This is a genomic window from Alloalcanivorax xenomutans, from assembly GCF_900217905.1.
GTDB classification, from domain to species: Bacteria; Pseudomonadota; Gammaproteobacteria; order Pseudomonadales; family Alcanivoracaceae; genus Alloalcanivorax; species Alloalcanivorax xenomutans.
The window spans coordinates 76,474-94,769 of the sequence record NZ_OBMO01000020.1; the positions used below are offsets into that span (position 1 = coordinate 76,474).

14 protein-coding genes are annotated in these 18,296 nt (G+C 62.4%); 9 read left to right on the forward strand and 5 right to left on the reverse strand.

Annotated elements, in window-relative coordinates; translation table 11 throughout:
* Window positions 1-17 precede the first annotated feature (17 nt).
* From CRO06_RS15900 to hemE, 8 genes are all read left to right on the forward strand, one after another.
* Window positions 18-551, forward strand: coding sequence for a pilus assembly protein PilP (locus CRO06_RS15900; RefSeq protein ID WP_022995172.1), 534 nt, complete (start codon window positions 18-20; stop codon window positions 549-551).
* A 20-nt stretch (window positions 552-571) separates the two neighbouring features.
* A complete protein-coding gene (locus CRO06_RS15905; RefSeq protein ID WP_022995173.1) occupies window positions 572-2,722 on the forward strand; it encodes a type IV pilus secretin PilQ in 2,151 nt (716 codons plus the stop codon).
* Window positions 2,719-3,255: a shikimate kinase AroK gene (aroK, locus tag CRO06_RS15910; protein WP_026948240.1), complete on the forward strand. Its 537-nt coding sequence runs from the start codon at window positions 2,719-2,721 to the stop codon at window positions 3,253-3,255. The genes CRO06_RS15905 and aroK overlap by 4 nt, the downstream gene beginning before the upstream one ends.
* 50 nt (window positions 3,256-3,305) lie before the next feature.
* Window positions 3,306-4,388, forward strand: a complete 1,083-nt coding sequence (gene aroB, locus CRO06_RS15915) for a 3-dehydroquinate synthase (RefSeq protein WP_055099542.1) — start codon at window positions 3,306-3,308, stop codon at window positions 4,386-4,388.
* Window positions 4,375-5,727, forward strand: a complete 1,353-nt coding sequence (locus CRO06_RS15920; RefSeq protein ID WP_097058848.1) for an SPOR domain-containing protein — start codon at window positions 4,375-4,377, stop codon at window positions 5,725-5,727. The genes aroB and CRO06_RS15920 overlap by 14 nt, the downstream gene beginning before the upstream one ends.
* A 180-nt stretch (window positions 5,728-5,907) precedes the next feature.
* Window positions 5,908-10,371, forward strand: coding sequence for a glutamate synthase large subunit (gene gltB, locus CRO06_RS15925; RefSeq protein ID WP_097058849.1), 4,464 nt, complete (start codon window positions 5,908-5,910; stop codon window positions 10,369-10,371).
* 12 nt (window positions 10,372-10,383) lie between these two features.
* Entirely contained in the window at window positions 10,384-11,805 is a 1,422-nt protein-coding gene (locus tag CRO06_RS15930; protein ID WP_097058850.1) for an FAD-dependent oxidoreductase, read from the forward strand.
* A 165-nt stretch (window positions 11,806-11,970) separates the two neighbouring features.
* The gene (gene hemE / locus CRO06_RS15935) at window positions 11,971-13,044 is read left to right on the forward strand and encodes a uroporphyrinogen decarboxylase (RefSeq protein WP_097058851.1); all 1,074 of its coding nucleotides are present in this window, start codon (window positions 11,971-11,973) and stop codon (window positions 13,042-13,044) included.
* 320 nt (window positions 13,045-13,364) lie between these two features.
* Here the strand turns inward: hemE and CRO06_RS15940 are convergent, their stop codons facing one another.
* The 5 genes from CRO06_RS15940 to CRO06_RS15960 all read right to left on the reverse strand — a co-directional run bounded on the left by CRO06_RS15940 (window position 13,365) and on the right by CRO06_RS15960 (window position 17,066).
* A complete protein-coding gene (locus CRO06_RS15940) occupies window positions 13,365-13,823 on the reverse strand; it encodes a YiiD C-terminal domain-containing protein (protein WP_097058852.1) in 459 nt (152 codons plus the stop codon).
* On the reverse strand, window positions 13,823-14,167 hold the full coding sequence (locus CRO06_RS15945; RefSeq protein ID WP_014996274.1) for a 4a-hydroxytetrahydrobiopterin dehydratase: 345 nt from the start codon (window positions 14,165-14,167) through the stop codon (window positions 13,823-13,825). Before CRO06_RS15945 ends, CRO06_RS15940 begins: the two co-directional genes overlap by 1 nt.
* A gap of 85 nt (window positions 14,168-14,252) precedes the next feature.
* The gene (locus CRO06_RS15950; protein WP_022995182.1) at window positions 14,253-15,485 is read right to left on the reverse strand and encodes an acyl-CoA dehydrogenase family protein; all 1,233 of its coding nucleotides are present in this window, start codon (window positions 15,483-15,485) and stop codon (window positions 14,253-14,255) included.
* A gap of 101 nt (window positions 15,486-15,586) precedes the next feature.
* On the reverse strand, window positions 15,587-16,261 hold the full coding sequence (locus CRO06_RS15955) for a 2-phosphosulfolactate phosphatase (RefSeq protein WP_022995183.1): 675 nt from the start codon (window positions 16,259-16,261) through the stop codon (window positions 15,587-15,589).
* 106 nt (window positions 16,262-16,367) lie between these two features.
* The gene (locus CRO06_RS15960) at window positions 16,368-17,066 is read right to left on the reverse strand and encodes a ComF family protein (RefSeq protein WP_097058853.1); all 699 of its coding nucleotides are present in this window, start codon (window positions 17,064-17,066) and stop codon (window positions 16,368-16,370) included.
* Between the two features lie 57 nt (window positions 17,067-17,123).
* Between CRO06_RS15960 and bioB the strand changes: the two genes are divergently transcribed.
* Window positions 17,124-18,293, forward strand: coding sequence for a biotin synthase BioB (bioB, locus tag CRO06_RS15965; protein WP_097058854.1), 1,170 nt, complete (start codon window positions 17,124-17,126; stop codon window positions 18,291-18,293).
* Window positions 18,294-18,296: the final 3 nt, after the last annotated feature.

The window sequence follows — 18,296 nt, forward strand, 5'->3', positions numbered from 1 at the left end:
CGCGTAAGGGGGGAATCATGAAAGCGCGTAATTTAGCCGCCGCACCGTGTCTGCTGGCGGCGCTATTGTCTCTCGGGGGTTGCACCGCCGGCGCCGATATCGGCCAGTTGGATGCCCGTCTCGAGGAAATCAAAGCCCGGCCACGCGGACGCATCGAGCCGCCGCCGGAGTTCAAGCCCATTGCCACCTTTACCTACGGCGCGCACAAGCTGCGGCCGCCGTTTTCGCCGCCGGTGGAGCAGGAACTGGTGAAGGTGCCGGAAGGGCGCAAGGTCGAGCCGGATATGAGCCGTCCACGGGAATACCTGGAGCGTTTCAGTCTGGATGCGCTGCGCATGGTGGGCACCATTACCAAACCCGGCAAGGCGCTGGAGGCATTGATGGAGGATCCCGCCGGGGCCGTGACCCGGGTCCGGGTGGGCAGTTACTTGGGGAAAAATTTCGGCCGGGTGGTGGCCGTTCGCGATAACGAAGTGTCGTTGGTGGAAATCGTGCCTGACGGCCACGACGGCTGGGTGGAGCGGTCCCGCGCCGTTTCCATCGCCGAATAATGTTGCTGGGGAAGCCTGTTATGAAGATCTGCAATGCAATAAAAAACCGATTCGCTCCCCGGCGCTGGGGAATCCGGGTGCTGGCGCTGCTGGCTTGCTGCACCGCCTCGCTGGCGTCGGCGGCCACCATTACCGCCCTCGATGCCAACATGCTGCCGGGGGACGGCATGGAAGTGAGAGTGCGCTTTGATGGCGCCGCGCCGGAGGTGAAGGGCTACAGCATCGAACGCCCGGCCCGCATCGCTCTCGACCTGGTGGGCGCGGACAGCGCCCTGAAAACCCGCCAACACAATCTGGGCACCGGCAATGCCCGCAGTGTCACCGTGGTGGAGGCGAAGAATCGCACCCGGCTGATCTTCAATCTGGATCAACTGACCGGTTACAGCACCGAAGTGGAAGGGCAGGAGCTGGTGGTGGTGCTCGGCCGCGATCGCGCGCCGGCCGGTGATCCGGCCAGGGCGGATCAGGAAGCCGCCGCCGCGCCGCCGCGGGGCGTGCAGGAGAGCATTCGCAACATCGATTTTCGCCGCGGCAGTGACGGCGAAGGCCGTGTCGTGGTGACACTGTCGAAACCGTCCATTCCGGTGGACGTGAAGGAAGAAGGCGGCCGTATCCAGGCGCGCTTCGTGGGCGCCGGGGTTGGCAATGAACTGGTGCGCCGTCTCGACGTCACCGATTTCGCCACGCCGGTACAGTATGTGGAAACCCGCAGCGATGACGGCAGCACGGTGATCACCATCGAACCCACTGGCACCTGGGAATATCTGGCCTATCAGGCGGACAACGAGTTCAGCATCAATATCAAGCCGCTGACCCGCGGCGAAGCGGAACGCAAGAAGCGTGAGTCCTTCAAGTACACCGGTGAAAAGCTGTCACTGAACTTCCAGGACATCGAGGTGCGTTCGGTGCTGCAGTTGATCGCCGATTTCACTGAGCTGAACCTGGTGGCTTCCGATACGGTGACGGGCAAGATTACTTTGCGGCTGCAGAGCGTGCCCTGGGATCAGGCTCTGGACCTGATTCTCAAGACCAAGGGGCTGGATAAACGCAAGGTGGGCAATGTGCTGCTGGTGGCGCCGGCGGACGAGATCGCCGCGCGCGAACAGCTGGAGCTGGAAAGCCAGAAGAAGATCGCCTCACTGGCGCCGCTGCGCACGGAGTTCATCAGCATCAATTACGCTCGCGCGGAGGAACTGAAGACGCTGATTACCGGGGAAAGCGGCGCCACCGCGCTGATCAGCGAGCGCGGTTCGGTATCCGTGGACCAGCGCACCAATACCCTGATCATCCAGGACACCGTGGCCAAGCTGCAGGAGATTCGTGATCTGATCCAGCAATTGGACATTCCGGTCCAGCAGGTGCTGATCGAGGCGCGGGTGGTGGTGGCCACCACCGATCTGTCCGATGAGTTCGGGGTTCGTTGGGGCGGTCTCGGTTACGACGGCAATTCTCTCGCCAATGATGGCCGTTCCATGGCGATTTCCGGCCGCCTCACCTCCTTGCGGGAGCTGCATTACGCCAACGTTGACCGTGATGACGACGGCTCCCTGGGGGAAATGGAGGAATTCGACGAGGACACCAATAATGACATGATCGTCGACATGGGAGTGGATTCCGCCGATGCCACCCGTTTCGCCATTGGTTTTACCTCTCTGAGCTCCGGACTGATCGAGCTGGAGCTGTCGGCGCTGGAATCCGAGGGGAGGGGGGAACTGGTGGCCACGCCCAAGGTGCTCACCGCGGATCAGCAGCCGGCGGTGATCGCCTCCGGTCAGCAGATCCCGTTCAACGTGGCCACCTCCTCCGGCGCCACCGCGGTGGAGTTCATCGAGGCGGAATTGCGCTTGGAAGTGACGCCGCAGGTGACTCCGGAAGGGGACGTGATCATGCAGCTCAAGGTCAACAACGATGCCCTGGGCTCTGATCTGGACAACCCCACCATCAGCACCAACCGGGTTGAGACCACGGTGTTGGTGAATGACGGCGAAACCGTGGTTTTGGGCGGCATTTTCCAGCAGGAACAGATAAACTCCCTGATCAAAACCCCCTTCCTGGGTGATATTCCCTGGTTGGGAGCCCTGTTCCGCAAGAAAGTGAAGCGTGACAGCAAGCAGGAATTGCTGATATTCATCACGCCACGCTTGGTAAAAGAGACAATGGCCCGTCGGTGAACGATAGAGAAAATACTCCCTCTCTTTTTTTGGTGGGCCCCATGGGGGCAGGTAAAAGCACCCTGGGGCGCCACCTGGCACAGTTATTGGATCGCCCTTTCTATGACTCGGACCGCGTTATCGAGGAGAAGACCGGTGCCGATATCCCATGGATCTTCGATGTGGAAGGGGAGGAAGGTTTTCGTCGACGTGAAAGCGAGGTCATCGACGAGCTGAGCGCGCTGCCCGGCATCGTGCTGGCCACCGGAGGCGGCGCGGTGATGGCCGAAGAGAATCGGCGCCACCTGCACGATCGCGGCTGCGTGGTCTATCTATGGACGCCAGTGGAAGTGCAACTGGCCCGTACCCGTAACGACCGCAACCGCCCCCTGTTGCAGACCGGCAATCCCAAGGCCCGTCTCGCCAGGTTGTTCGAGCAGCGCGACCCGCTCTACCGGGAAGTGGCGCACCACGTGGTTTCCACCGCTTCCAGCAACCTGAAAAAGGTATCCGATCAGATCCTCGGTTGTCTGGCCGATTTCCCCATCCGATAATGCTTCAACGCCGGACGGCTCCGGCGCTCCCTTCCCTGTCCGGAGACACTATGCAGACGCTTGACGTGGCACTGGCCGAACGCAGTTACCCGATCCACATCGGCCCCGATCTGTTGTCCACTTCGTTGATCCGCGAGCGCATCCGTGGCAATCAGGTCATGGTGGTGACCAACGAAACCATCGCGCCCCGGTATCTTGAGCGGGTCACCGCGTCTCTCGGCGATCTGCAATGCGACACCGTGATCCTGCCGGATGGTGAGCAGTACAAGACCCTGGCGACCCTGGAGCGTATCTTTGACGCGCTGATGGAGAAGCGGCACTCGCGCACCACCACCCTGGTCGCCCTGGGCGGTGGCGTGGTCGGGGACATGGTGGGCTTCGCCGCCGCATGTTTCCAGCGCGGCGTGGATTTCATTCAGGTGCCGACCACACTGCTGGCTCAGGTGGATTCCTCGGTGGGCGGAAAGACCGCGGTGAATCACCCCCGTGGCAAGAACATGATCGGCGCCTTTCATCAGCCCCGTTCGGTGATTATCGATATTCGTGTGCTGGATACCTTGCCGGAGCGGGAGTTCGCCGCGGGCATGGCGGAAGTGATCAAGTACGGTCTGATTCGGGATCCGCGATTCTTCGACTGGCTGGAACAGCACCGTTCCGATCTGCAGCGGCGTGATGATGCCGCCCTTACCGAGGCGATCCTGCGCAGTTGCCGCAACAAGGCGGAGGTGGTGGCCGCCGATGAAACCGAACAGGGCAACCGCGCTCTGCTCAATCTGGGGCATACTTTCGGCCATGCCATGGAAACCTTTACCGGTTATCGCCAGTGGCTGCACGGTGAGGCGGTGGCCGCGGGCATGGTGATGGCGGCCCGCATGTCCCGGGAGCTGGGCTGGCTCAGCAATGACGATGTGGCCCGGGTGGCCGGCAGTCTGTCGCCCTGGGGGCTGCCGGTAACGGCCCCCGAGGGGATGACGACGGCGGATTTCTCCGATTTGATGGCCCTGGACAAGAAAGTCCGTAATGGACGCCTGCGCCTGGTATTGCTGAAACGAATCGGCGAGGCTCTGGTCACAGGGGAATACGACCCCAATGCACTGACGCGAACGCTTGAGGCCTTTTGTGATAAGGGATGACGAGTACTTTTACGAAGGCGCGGAACGGGGCGATCTGCTCGACGCGCTGAACGGCTACGCTCACGAAGGCAGCACCGTGGTGCTGGAAGGCGAGCATGGCAGTGGGGTATCCACCCTGTTGGGCATGGTGTGCATGGCCCTGGTGGATGATTTCGAGGTGATCCGCCTGGACGGCGACGATGAGCTGGACGCCAACGCGCCGGTGGAAGCCATGCTGACCCACTTCGGCGTGGATCGCGAAGGGCTGGCGGACGCTCTCAAGCAAGCGTTGGCGGACACCCGGCTGGTCATCGTGGTGGACAACGCCGACCGCGCCGATGAGGCGGCCCTGGCGACCATGGCGGCGTTGAAGGAAAAGCTCGGAGGCCGTCTGGCCTATTTGTTCGGCGGCTATCCCGGTGCCGCCGGGCGGGTCGCCAATGCTGGCCTGGCGGTGGCGGACACCCTTGGCCTGCCGCCTCTGGATGAAGCAGAGGTGGTGGCGTTTGCCGATGAAGTCTATGGCGTTACCCTGAGTGATGACGAGGCGGAAAGCCTGCTGGCGCGGAGTGAAGGGCAGCCCGGTTCGCTGTTGGCGTTGCTGGATGAGCGCGGCGACGTGGCTTCGGCGCCGCTCGCCGACGGCACTAATGCTGCTCGGCGGCCATTGCCCTGGCGTCACGTGCTGGCGGTGGGCGCGCTGGTGCTGGTGGTCCTGGTGTTGTGGCTGGCCAGCGGCGGCGATGACGAACCGCGGCCATCGCAATCCGTGGCCCTGGACCTGCCCAAGCCGCCGGCCACCCCGGAGGAACCGGCCGAGGAGACTGCTCCGGCATCCAATGAGTCGCCGTCGTTGCCGGCGATCCGTGACCCCGAGCGCACCCGTGAGGCCTTGGCGTCCTACGCGGATAACGCCAGGGAATTCAAGAGCAAGGAAGAGCCGCCGGGCGAGCCGCGCCAGAACCAGGAGGCGCCGCGGACCGCGGATCCGGTCAGCGAGCCGGACGCGGGCGCCGCGCCAGCCGCTGCTTCCAAACCCGCTCCCAAGCCGCGCCCGGCGGCCAGCAATGACGGCTATCACCATGATGGCTGGCTGGCGTCCCGCCCGGACAGCGAGTGGTTCCTGCAAGTGACCGCCACCGGTCGCGAGGACGGAGCCCACAGCGTACTTGACGTATTGGACCGCAAGGGCGCCTACTACCCTGCCCGCAGGGGTGAGGAGACGGTATATGTGGTGCTGGCCGGCCCTTACGCCAGCCGCGACGCGGCGGTGCAGGCCCGTGCCGGCCTGCCCGAGCAACTGCGTAAAGCGGGACCTTTCCCGCGCAGCATGGCGTCGATACGAAAAGAACTGCAATGACATAATCCGCCGGGGCCCGCGGGCTCCGGCGCCTTCGGGGCCGGGATCGGCTCTGTGCGGTGGTGTTTGTCGGCTACCCCCTCAATGTGTAGAATGTTCATCCCTTTTTTGCCGTCGTCGTTTTTCCGGCGCCAGTTCCGCCTTCTGTAAGTCTCTGAATTTCAAGAGGAATAGGTTTTGATGCAGCAGAACTCAACGCTGGTGCAGGGGCTCTATGAGCCCGGAGAATTCCGGGACAACTGTGGCTTTGGCCTGATCGCCCACATGGAGGGGCAGGCCAGTCACGAGCTTCTGCAAACCGCTATTGAAGCACTCACCTGCATGACTCACCGGGGCGGGATCAACGCCGATGGAAAAACCGGTGACGGATGCGGGCTGTTGCTGAAAAAACCCGACTCCTTCTTCCGGGCGCAGGCCGGGAAACAGGGCATCGAACTGCCGGACATCTACGGCGTCGGGATGGTGTTCACCCATCCGGAAGCCGATCAGGCGGCCGCCCAGAAAGCGGTGATCGACGCCGAGTTGGAAGCTCAGGGCCTGAAGGTGCTGGGCTGGCGTGAAGTGCCCACCGACGCTTCCTGTCTCGGTGAACTGGCGCTGCGCTCGCTGCCGGGCTTCCACCAGGTGCTGGTGGCCGGTGACGAGGAGTCCGAGGTGGCGCTCAACCGCCGTCTGTTCTTCGCTCGCCGTCTCGCCGAGAAGCGTATTCCGAAAGACGGCTATTTCTACGTCTGCTCACTATCGGCCACCACGGTGTCCTACAAGGGGTTGATGATGCCGGTGGATCTGCCGGCGTTCTTCCCGGACCTCGGTGATGAGTCCATGGAAACCGCCATCGTGGTGTTCCACCAGCGGTTCTCCACCAACACCTCACCGCAGTGGCCGCTGGCTCAGCCGTTCCGTTACCTGGCTCACAACGGCGAGATCAACACCATTCAGGGCAACCGCAACTGGGCCCTGGCCCGTGAGAACAAGTTCGAGAACGAACTGCTGCCCGATCTGGCCGAGCTCAGCCCGCTGGTTAACCGTGAAGGCTCCGACTCCTCCAGCATGGACAACATGCTGGAAGTGCTGCTCTCCGGTGGCATGGACCTGTTCCGCGCCGCGCGCATGATGGTGCCGCCGGCCTGGCAGAACGTGGAAACCATGGATGCGGATCTGCGTGCCTTCTACGAATACAACTCCATGCACATGGAGCCCTGGGACGGCCCCGCCGGGCTGGTCATGACCGACGGCCGCTACGCCGTCTGCATGCTGGACCGCAACGGCCTGCGTCCGGCCCGCTGGGTGATCACCAAGAACGGTTTCATCACGTTGTCCTCCGAGATCGGCGTGTACAGCTATCAGCCCGAGGACGTGGTGGCCAAAGGCCGCGTCGGACCCGGCCGGATTCTGGCCGTGGATATCGAGAAGGGCGAGCTGCTGCAGACCGAGGATATCGACAATCGTCTGAAAGTGCGCCACCCCTATCGCCAATGGCTCAGGGAGAACGCGCTTCGTATCGAGGCCGATTACCTTCCTGGCACCAAACACATCGATGACATAAAACCGGAAGAGCTGCTCAGCTACCAGAAATTCTTCCAGGTCAGTTTCGAGGAGCGTGACCAGGTGCTGCGTCCGCTGGCCGAGGCGGGCCAGGAGGCCACCGGCTCGATGGGCGACGACACGCCCATGGCCGTGCTGAGCCAGCGCCAGCGCCCGCTGTATGACTACTTCCGGCAACAGTTCGCGCAGGTGACCAACCCGCCCATCGATCCGCTGCGTGAAGCGATTGTGATGAGCCTGGAAACCTGTATTGGCGCCGAGCGCAATGTGTTCGAGGAAACCGCTGACCATGCGGACCGGGCCATCCTTTCCACGCCGGTGCTGTCCTACGCCAAGTATCACAACCTGCTGGACATCGACCGGCCGGGCTACCGCTCCGAGCGGTTGAGCCTGCACTATGACCCGGCCCTGGGGCTGCGGGCGGCGGTCCATGCTCTGTGTGAAAAAGCCGAGCAAGCGGTGCGTGACGGTGTCGTCCTGTTGGTGCTTTCCGACAACGGCATCAGCCCGGATACGCTGACAATTCATGCGTTGATGGCCTGTGGCGCGGTGCATCACCACCTGACCGGATGCGGCTTGCGCAGTGATGCCAACATCATTGTCGAGACCGCCACCGCCCGTGACGCCCACCACTTCGCCGTTCTCTTCGGTTTCGGTGCCACCGCGGTGTTCCCCTACCTGGCCGAGGATATCCTGGCCGATATGGTCAAGCGCGGCGAACTGCTGGGCGACGTGGTGGAACTGCAGAAGAATTTCCGCAAAGGCATCAACAAGGGGTTGATGAAGATCCTCTCCAAGATGGGGATTTCCACCATCACCTCCTACCGTGGCGCTCAACTGTTCGAAGCCGTGGGTATTGCCAGCGACGTGGTGGATTTGTGCTTCCGGGGCGTGCAGAGCCGCATCGAAGGGGCTACCTTCGAGGACTTCGAGAGCGACCAGAAAACCATCGCCGCCGACGCCTGGAAACAGCGTAAGCCGATTGATGCCGGCGGTGTGCTCAAGTACATCCACGGCAAGGAATACCACGCCTACAATCCGGATGTGGTGCACGCTATCCACCGTGCCGTGCAGAACGGCGATTACCAGGCGTACAAGGAATTCGCCGAGCTGGTCAATGATCGCCCGGTGGCGACTCTGCGTGATCTGTTGAAGGTGCGTACCGATGTGACACCGGTGCCGCTGGAGGAAGTGGAGCCGATCGAAACCATTTTGCCGCGTTTCGACTCCGCCGGTATGTCGCTGGGCGCGCTCAGTCCGGAAGCTCACGAAGCCATCGCCACCGCCATGAACCGTCTGGGCGGGCGTTCCAACTCCGGTGAAGGCGGCGAGGACCCGGCCCGTTACGGCACCGAGCGGGTGTCCAAGATCAAGCAGATCGCTTCCGGGCGGTTCGGTGTGACCCCGCATTACCTGGTCAACGCCGAAGTGCTGCAAATCAAGGTGGCCCAGGGCGCCAAGCCTGGTGAAGGCGGCCAGTTGCCAGGGGGTAAGGTCAATGCGTTGATCGCCCGGCTGCGTCACTCCGTGCCCGGCGTGACTCTGATCTCGCCGCCGCCGCACCACGATATCTATTCCATTGAGGATCTGGCCCAGCTGATCTTCGACCTCAAGCAGGTCAATCCGCAGGCTCAGGTGTCGGTGAAACTGGTGTCCGAGCCCGGCGTCGGCACGGTGGCCTCCGGCGTGGCCAAGGCCTATGCCGATCTGATCACCATCTCCGGTTACGATGGCGGTACCGCGGCCAGCCCGCTGACCTCCATCCGTTACGCCGGCTCGCCCTGGGAGCTGGGACTGGCGGAAGCGCACCAGGCGCTGCGTGCCAACGACCTGCGTCAGAAGATCCGCCTGCAAACCGATGGCGGTTTGAAGACCGGCCTGGATGTGATCAAGGCGGCCATCCTCGGCGCCGAGTCGTTCGGCTTCGGCACCATGCCGATGGTGGTGCTCGGCTGTAAGTACCTGCGCATCTGTCACCTGAACAACTGCGCCACCGGCGTGGCCACCCAACGCGACGACCTGCGCAAGGAGCATTTCATCGGCGCGCCGGAAATGCTGATGAACTACTTCACTTTCGTTGCCCGTGAAGTGCGTGAACTGCTGGCGGCGCTCGGCATCAAGAGCCTGCCGGAGCTGATCGGCCGCACTGATCTGCTGGAGCGCATCGACGGCCTGACCGAGAAACAGAAACGCCTGGATCTGACGCCGATTCTGCGCAACGATCATGTGCCGGCGGACAAGCCCACCCATTGCCAGGTGCAGCGCAATGAGCCGTTCGACAAGGGCGTACTCAATGCCAAAATGGTGGAAGAAATGCGTACCGCCGTGGAAAGCAAAAGCGGCGGCTCCTTCCACTACACCATCACCAACTGTGACCGTTCCGTGGGCGCCACCGTCTCCGGTGAAATCGCCAAACACCACGGTAACCTGGGCATGGAAAGCGCGCCGATCCGGGTGCGCTTCACCGGCACCGCCGGTCAGAGCTTCGGTGTGTTCAACGCCGGTGGTCTGCACATGTACCTGGAAGGTGATGCCAACGACTACGTTGGCAAAGGCATGGCCGGTGGCAAACTGGTGATCCGCCCGCCCAAGGGCAGCCCGTTCAAGACCCAGGACACCGCCATCATCGGTAACACCTGCCTGTATGGCGCCACCGGCGGCAAGCTGTTCGCCGCCGGCACCGCCGGCGAGCGTTTCGGGGTGCGTAACTCCGGCTCCCACGCCGTGGTGGAAGGTGCCGGTGATCACTGCTGCGAATACATGACCGGCGGCTGTGTCACCGTGCTGGGCCATACCGGCCACAACTTCGGTGCCGGCATGACCGGGGGCTTCGCCTTCGTGCTGGATCAGGACAATGACTTCTTCGACCGCATCAACCCGGAATTGATTGAACTGCATCGGATCAGTTCCGAGTCCACTGAATCCCATCGCGCTCATCTGCGTCATGTGATCGAGGAATACGTGGACGAAACCGGCAGCGAGTGGGGCCGGGAGATCCTGGACAATTTCGATGCCATGAGCCGCAAGTTCTGGCTGGTCAAACCCAAGGCGGCAAGCCTGGAAGACCTGCTCAAGAGCACGCGTGCGAACCCGGCATAACGAGAGAGCGACATGGCTGAACGTTTAAGCAATAACTTCCAGTTTCTCGATGTCCCGCGGCACGATCCGAAGAAAAAAGACATCGAGCTGCGCAAGCACAAGTACGAGGAAATCTACTACCCGTTCGAAACCCGGGAAGTGGAGCACCAGGCCCATCGTTGCCTGCACTGCGGTAACCCGTACTGCGAATGGAAATGCCCGGTACACAACTACATTCCCAACTGGCTGAAACTGATCAGCGAAGGGAATCTGATGGAAGCGGTGGAGCTGTGTCACCAGACCAACTCCCTGCCGGAAGTCTGTGGCCGTGTGTGCCCGCAGGACCGTCTTTGTGAGGGCGCCTGTACTCTGAACGATGGCTTCGGCGCGGTCACCATCGGCGCCACCGAGAAGTACATCACCGATACCGCTCTGGCCATGGGTTGGCGCCCGGATATGTCCAAGGTGGTGTGGACCGACAAGAAAGTCGCCGTGATCGGCGCCGGCCCGGCGGGTATCGGCTGTGCCGACGTGCTGGTACGCAATGGCGTCAAAGCGGTGGTGTTCGACCGCTACCCGGAAATCGGCGGCCTGCTGACCTTCGGTATTCCCGAGTTCAAACTCGAGAAGCCAGTGATGGCCAAGCGCCGTGAAGTGTTCGAAGGCATGGGCATCGAATTCCGTCTCAATACCGAAGTCGGCACCGACGTCACCATCGATGAACTGCTGGAAGAGTTCGACGCCGTGTTCATGGGCATGGGGACCTACACCTACATGAAGGGCGGGTTCCCCGGTGAGGATCTGGACGGTGTGCATGAGGCGCTGCCGTTCCTGATCGCCAACGCCAACCGTAACCTCGGGTTCGAGAAAGATCCCGCCGATTTCATCGATGTCAGCGGCAAGCGCGTGGTAGTGCTCGGTGGCGGTGACACCGCCATGGACTGTAACCGCACCTCCATCCGCCAGGGCGCGGACAGCGTGGTTTGTGCTTACCGCCGCGATGAAGAGAATATGCCAGGCTCCCGCCGTGAGGTGGCCAACGCCAAGGAAGAAGGCGTGCAGTTCCTGTTCAACCGTCAGCCCATCGAAGTGGTCGGCGAAAACGGCAAGGTGGTTGGCGTGAAAGTGGTGGAGACCAAGCTGGGTGAGCCGGACAACAACGGCCGCCGCCGCCCCGAGCCGATCCCGGGCAGTGAGGAAGTGCTGCCGGCCGACGCGGTGATCATTGCCTTCGGCTTCCGCCCCAGCCCGGCGGACTGGTTCGAGCCCCAGCGTATTGACCTGGATGACTCCGGCCGCGTGCTGGCGGCGGAACAACAAGCGTTCCCGTTCCAGACCAGCAACGAGAAGATCTTCGCCGGCGGCGACATGGTGCGCGGCTCCGACCTGGTGGTGACCGCCATCTGGGAAGGCCGGGAAGCGGCCAAGGGCATCCTTGATTACCTGGATGTGTAAGAACGCGTGACGCTGGACGCCGGAAGCCAGACGCTTTACAACAAGCAGTACCCAAAATGTTGCGGCTCCGCAGAGGTTCTTTGCGGAGCCGCAATGCTGTCAGAGACGGGTTGGAGCGTCCGGCGTCAGGCGTCGGGCGTCCGGCCAGGATGATTAGGAATCCCGATGACCCACGCCCCGCTCCAAAACGATCGCTTCCTCCGCGCGCTGGCCCGTGAACCCGTGGACCGTACCCCGATCTGGATGATGCGCCAGGCCGGGCGCTATCTGCCGGAATACCGCGCCAGCCGGGAGACCGCCGGGTCGTTCATGGATTTGTGCCGTAACGCCGAGCTGGCCTGTGAGGTGACGCTGCAACCGCTGGAGCGCTATCCGCTGGACGCGGCGATCCTGTTTTCCGACATTCTCACCGTGCCGGACGCGATGGGGCTGGGCCTCTATTTCGAAACCGGTGAAGGCCCGAAATTCCACAAGACCGTGCGTACCGAGCAGGACGTGGCGGCGCTGCCGGTGCCGAACGCGGAGAGCGACCTGGATTACGTCATGCGCGCGGTTTCCACCATTCGTGGCGCGCTCAACGGGCGGGTGCCGCTGATCGGGTTCTCCGGCAGCCCCTGGACGCTCGCCACCTATATGGTGGAAGGCGGTTCCAGCAAGGACTTCCGCCACCTCAAGGCGATGATCTACAGCCAGCCGGTGGTGGCCCACGCCCTGCTGGAAAAACTGGCCCTGTCGGTGACCGATTACCTTAATGCCCAGATTCGTCACGGTGCCCAGGCGGTGCAGATTTTCGATACCTGGGGAGGGACCCTGTCCGCCGAGGCCTATCGGGAGTTTTCCCTGGCCTACATGCAGCGCATCGTCGACGGCCTGATCCGCGACCACGAAGGCCGCAAGGTGCCGGTGATCCTGTTCACCAAGAACGGCGGCCTGTGGCTGGAAGCCATGGCGGATACCGGTTGCGATGCCTTGGGGCTGGACTGGACCGTGAACATCGGCGACGCCCGCCGCCGGGTCGGCGAGCGGGTGGCTCTGCAAGGCAACATGGATCCGGCGGTGCTGTACGCCGAGCCGGCTGCCATCCGTGCCGAAGTGAAGCGTATCCTGGACGATTTCGGCGACCATCCGGGGCACATCTTTAACCTGGGGCACGGTATTACTCCCCACGTGGACCCGGAACACGCCCGGGTCTTCATCGAAGCGGTGGTGGAGTTGGGCGCCAAGAAAAACGGCCCATAAAGGGCCGTTAAAACTGGAAAAAACAGCAAAAACAAGGAACACATGTCGACCGTTTGGATGCGGTAACGGCGTCATGCAATTGTTACCTTACTCCTGTTTGTGCATAAGGAAAACCCCCGCGGGGCTTCCGAGGGCCGACTCTCCTCGAGCTCTGATACCGTCCGCTTTGAATCAACCGCAAGCTACCTACGAAGCGGCCGTGGGAAGCCTGCTTGCAAGCGAATCGCAATGGCCCGGGAGCATTCGCGGCCAAGCGGAGCGCCGCCCGGGCCTCTTCCCACTGCGGCTTCGTAGCGACCTGACTCTGGCCTCCGTTCCACTTACTGACCAATCCGCCGCAGCTGGTAAAGATTCCGGGTGGTGGCCACCACCTCGCCGTGGCTGTCCTTGAGTTCGGTGTCCCAGGCGAAGTCGCATTTGCCGTTGGCCTCGGCTTCGGCCTGAACTCGCTGGACTTCTTCCTCGCTGATCCGGACCTCCACTTCGATATCGGTGGTGGCCGGGCGCCGGAAACGGATCTGCATGTCCTTGACGATGGGATAGAAACGGGAGGTATCGAAACTGGTCATGTAGATCACGCCGCCGGGCAGTTCCGCCAGGGTGTAGAGCGCTCCGGCGTACATGGTGCCCACATGGTTGTGGTTCGGGGCCAGCGGCATTCTCATCCGGCAATAGCCCCGGTCCACTTCCAGAGTTTCCACTCCGCACCTTTCCACGAACGGAAAGGCACGGCCGGCGTGGGTTTGGATCTGTTCCCGTTGTTCTTCGCTCAGGCTCATTAACCGGCTCTCAGATAAAGTTGGTCGGTCTTCGCCGCGCAGATGAAGTCATTGCGATGCAGACCGTGGATCTTGTGGGTCCACCAGGTCACCGTCACCTTGCCGTACTCGGTGAGCAGGGCAGGATGATGACCCTCTTCCTCGGCCATGGCGCCCACCTGGTTGGTGAACGCCAGGGCGTCATTGAAGTCGTGGAATGAGTATTGGCGTTGCAAGCGTTCCTCGCCGTCTTCCTCGATGCGCTTCCAGTCCGGAATTTCCTCGGCCAGGGTATCGGCCTCCTGGTCGCTGATCAGGGGAGCATCGGCACGGCAGGCCTCGCAACGCTGTTGATGCAGAGACATGATGAGGCTCCTTGTAGGGGTTGCGGATCATTTCCAGATTAGTGCATTGGCGTGGCGCTCGCATCCGCCTTTCCAGGCATGGCGGTCAGCCGCGGCCCAGCAGGTCCCGGGCGATGGCGATCACCTGCATCTCGTCGGTGCCGGCGTAGATCTGCAGGATCTTGGCATCGCGCATCAACTGCTCCACACGGGATTCGCGCATGTAGCCGTAGCCGCCGTGGATCTGCACCGCCTCGGTGGCCACTTCCATGGCGGACTGGGCGGCGTAGAGTTTCATCGCCGAGGCTTCGGCCAGAGTCATCTGCTTGCCGGCGGCGGTCAGGTCGATATAGCGGAACACCATGTTCTGCAGATTGCTGCGGGCCACTTCCATTTTTGCCAGCTTCAATTGGATCAGCTGGTTTTCACCGATGGCGCGGCCGAACTGCACCCGTTCACGCGCGTAATTCACCGACAATTCCAGTGCCCGCTCCACCATGCCCAGCGCCATGGCGGCGACACCGGCCCGTTCCTGCATGAAGGTGGATTTGGCGCCGGAGCGGCCGTAACCGGTTTCGCTGCCGCCGAGCAGCCGGTCCGTGCCGACTTTGACGTCATCAAAAAACAATTCACCAGTGGGAGATGAGCCGATGCCCATTTTCTTGAACGGCTTGGATTGGGTCAGCCCCTCCATGCCGCTGTCGAGAATAAAGGAGACGATCTTGCGGTCACGGGGTTCCACACCCTCCTCATCCAGCTTGCAGATCAGGATGATGGTGTCGGCGTAAGGGCCGTTGGTGATCCAGGTCTTGGAGCCATTAATAATGTAGCCGCCATTGCCGTCACGGCGGGCCACGGTCTTCATCTGGCCGAAGGCGTCGGAGCCGGAATTGGGTTCGGAAATCGCCCAGGCGCCGATTTTCTCCATGGTCAGCAGGGGCAGGGCCCAGCGTTCTTTTTGTTCCAGGGTGCCTTTGCTCATGATGGCGCCGCCAGCCAGGCCCATGGACACGCCCATGGCGGTGACCAACCCCTGGGCGTGGCGGCACAGCTCGATGGTGGGAATCAGACGTAGCGCCGCTTGTTCGGCCGCGGCGGCGGAGGAGCCTTCCTTATCTTTCTCCTGCTTCGGTGTGCCGGTTTTTTCCCTGGCGATCTGGCGCTCGAAGCTCTGCCGCGCCATTTCGTCCATGCCGAAGGTTTTGATCATCTTGCGCAGGATGTCGTAAGGCGGGACGCCGTTGTATTCGATGTCGTCCAGATTGGGCACCACTTCCTTGGCGATGAAGTCGCGCACCATTTTCTGGATCATTTGTTGTTGTTCGTTCCACTCGATCATGACAATGGGGTTCCTGAGGCTGTATGTCGATCCCACTGACATTAGCAGTGTCCCGGGGGCGGGTCATTGATCTGGAGTGGCGCCGGGATTGGTGGAAAAGGTCAGACCACCCTGTCGATCCGCGGCAGCGGCTCGAAGCTCACCTTCATCACCAGCCCATCGTCCCCGGCGCTGCTGCTGGCCATGTGAATGTCCTCGGGGCGCAGGCGGGGGTGGCTGCCGTCGAAGAACTTCCGTGCCGCGAAGGCATTACGGGTACGCTCCTGGGCCTGTTCCAGGGTGATGCCGTCGCCGCCCAGCAAGGCCCGAATGTACTCGGCGCAGGCCACGTCCTCGTCTCCGGTGGGGTGGGAGGCCACCAGCACCACCGACGGTGGGGCTTTCTCCTGAATATAACGGGCGGTGGCTTCGGCATTGATCAGCGCCGCCACCAGCACTTCCCGGCTATCCCGCGCCCGCAGGGTGGCGGTGACGCCGTTGGTGGTGCGCAGGATCATGGTGCGGTTCGTCACGTCGCTGTTGGCGATTTCCCAAGGGGAGTTGCCGTAGTCAAAACCCTTGATCGGCAACGCCTGTACCTCGCCGGCCAGCAGCGCTTGAGGGTAGTGCTCGCGCAGAGCAAAGGCTTCCTCCGCCGTGGCCACCGGCAAAATATGGTCGAGACCGCCGACGAACGCCTGATGGCTGGTGGTAAAGGCGCGGATCACGTCGATGATCACGGTGATGCCGTTGATATTGTGTGGCGGGTTGTGGCCTTGAGCGATGCTGATCTTCATGGCGCGTGCGGTCCCTTGAATGGAGCAAGCGCGTATTGTAGAGCCTGGTGCCGCCGGCGGCACCCTCAATCAGAATCCTCTGCCTGGTCTTGGCTGGCGCTCAGCGCTAGCAGGTCCGCGATAGCACCCAGACCCGCACCTCGGCGGCGCCGGCGGCCAGCAGCGTGGCGGCGGCTTCGCGGGCACTGCCGCCGCTGGTCATGACATCGTCCACCAATAACAGCCGGAGCCCCCGAACTGGCGTCTGGATAGTGAAAGCGCCGTGCAGATTACGCAGCCGCTGGCGCCTACTGCTGCCCTGCTGGTGCGCGGTGGCCCGCTGTCGGCGCAGGGCGGGGAGAACCGGCCTGCGCCAGAGTGGGGCCAGCAGGTGGGCCAGACGCTCCGCCTGATCGAAGCCGCGCCATAGCCGCCGGCGCCAATGCGCGCTGATCGGGCACAGGGCATCGGCTTGCGCCCAGGGCAACGGCCGTTGAGCCAGCAAGTGCGCAAAAGCTCGCTCCTGGTACAACTGACCATGATGCTTATAGGCGGTAATCAGGCGATCCAACGGGAAGTCATAACGCCAGTCGCAATGGGTGGTGGTGAACGGAGGCGGTTGTTTCAGGCAACGCCCGCACAGGGCCGCGCGGCCACCGGCGGGATCCGGCAGGCCGCAGCGGCACAGGCTGGCAGGCAGGCGACAGCGCTGGTTCAGGAAGTCCTGGCAGGGCGGGCACAGAGGTGCCCGGGCGCGCTGGCCACACAACAGGCATATCGAGAAAGAGTGTTTTTTGATCAGATGTAAACTTTGGAAATGTTTCATGGTTGACAGGGTGTCCGGGGCTGCCTAGCCTTTGGGATCTCAAGAAGGAGAACCAGCATGACCGTAGCCGCCGCCAACGCCCAGACGACTTCTTCCCGAACCGCTGTACGCCATGACTGGCATCGGGGTGAGATCGAAGCCCTGTTTGCCCTGCCATTCAATGATCTGATCTTTCGTGCCGCCACCGTGCACCGTCAGTTCTTCGATCCCAACGCGGTGCAGGTGAGCACTCTGCTGTCGATCAAGACCGGCGCTTGCCCGGAAGACTGCAAATACTGCTCCCAGTCCGGTCACTACAACACCGAGCTGGAAAAGGAAAAACTGCTGGAAGTGGCGCGGGTGGTGGAAGAGGCCAAAGCGGCGCGTGACAAAGGCGCCTCCCGGTTCTGCATGGGTGCCGCCTGGCGCAGCCCGCGGGAAAAGGACATGCCCTATGTGCTGGACATGGTGCGCCAGGTGAAGGCCCTGGGCATGGAAACCTGTATGACTCTCGGCATGCTGGATGAAAATCAGGCCCGTAATCTGGCCGAGGCCGGCCTCGACTACTACAACCACAACCTGGATACCTCGCCGGAGTATTACGGCCAGGTGATCACCACCCGCACCTATAATGACCGTCTGAACACCCTGGCGAATGTGCGGGACGCCGGCATGAAAGTGTGTTGTGGCGGCATTATCGGCATGGGCGAGAACCGCGATGACCGGGTCGGTCTGCTGCAACAACTGGCCAATTTGCCCCACCATCCGGAATCCGTGCCGATCAACATGCTGGTGAAAATCGAGGGCACGCCGCTGGCGGACGTGGATGACCTGGATCCGCTCGAGTTCGTACGGACCGTGGCGGTGGCCCGTATTCTGATGCCGGAATCCTATGTGCGGCTGTCCGCCGGGCGTCAGGAGATGCATGACGAGGCTCAGGCGCTCTGTTTCCTGGCTGGCGCCAATTCCATCTTCTACGGCGAGCGATTGCTCACTACCGATAATCCGGAAGCGACTCACGACCGGCAGTTGTTCCAACGTCTCGGCATCCACCCGCTGGACCCGCGCCATGAAGCCTCCGACGAAGCCCACGAAGAGGCGCTGCGCGCCCAGGTGGCGGAGCAGCAAGCAGAGGAACAAGGAGAGGAACAGGGGTTGTTTTACGACGCGATGAGCAAACGCCCCGCCAAGCACGTATTGGACCGCGACACCGGCCGGCCCACCGCCGGCGCCACGCTTGACTCCTGACCC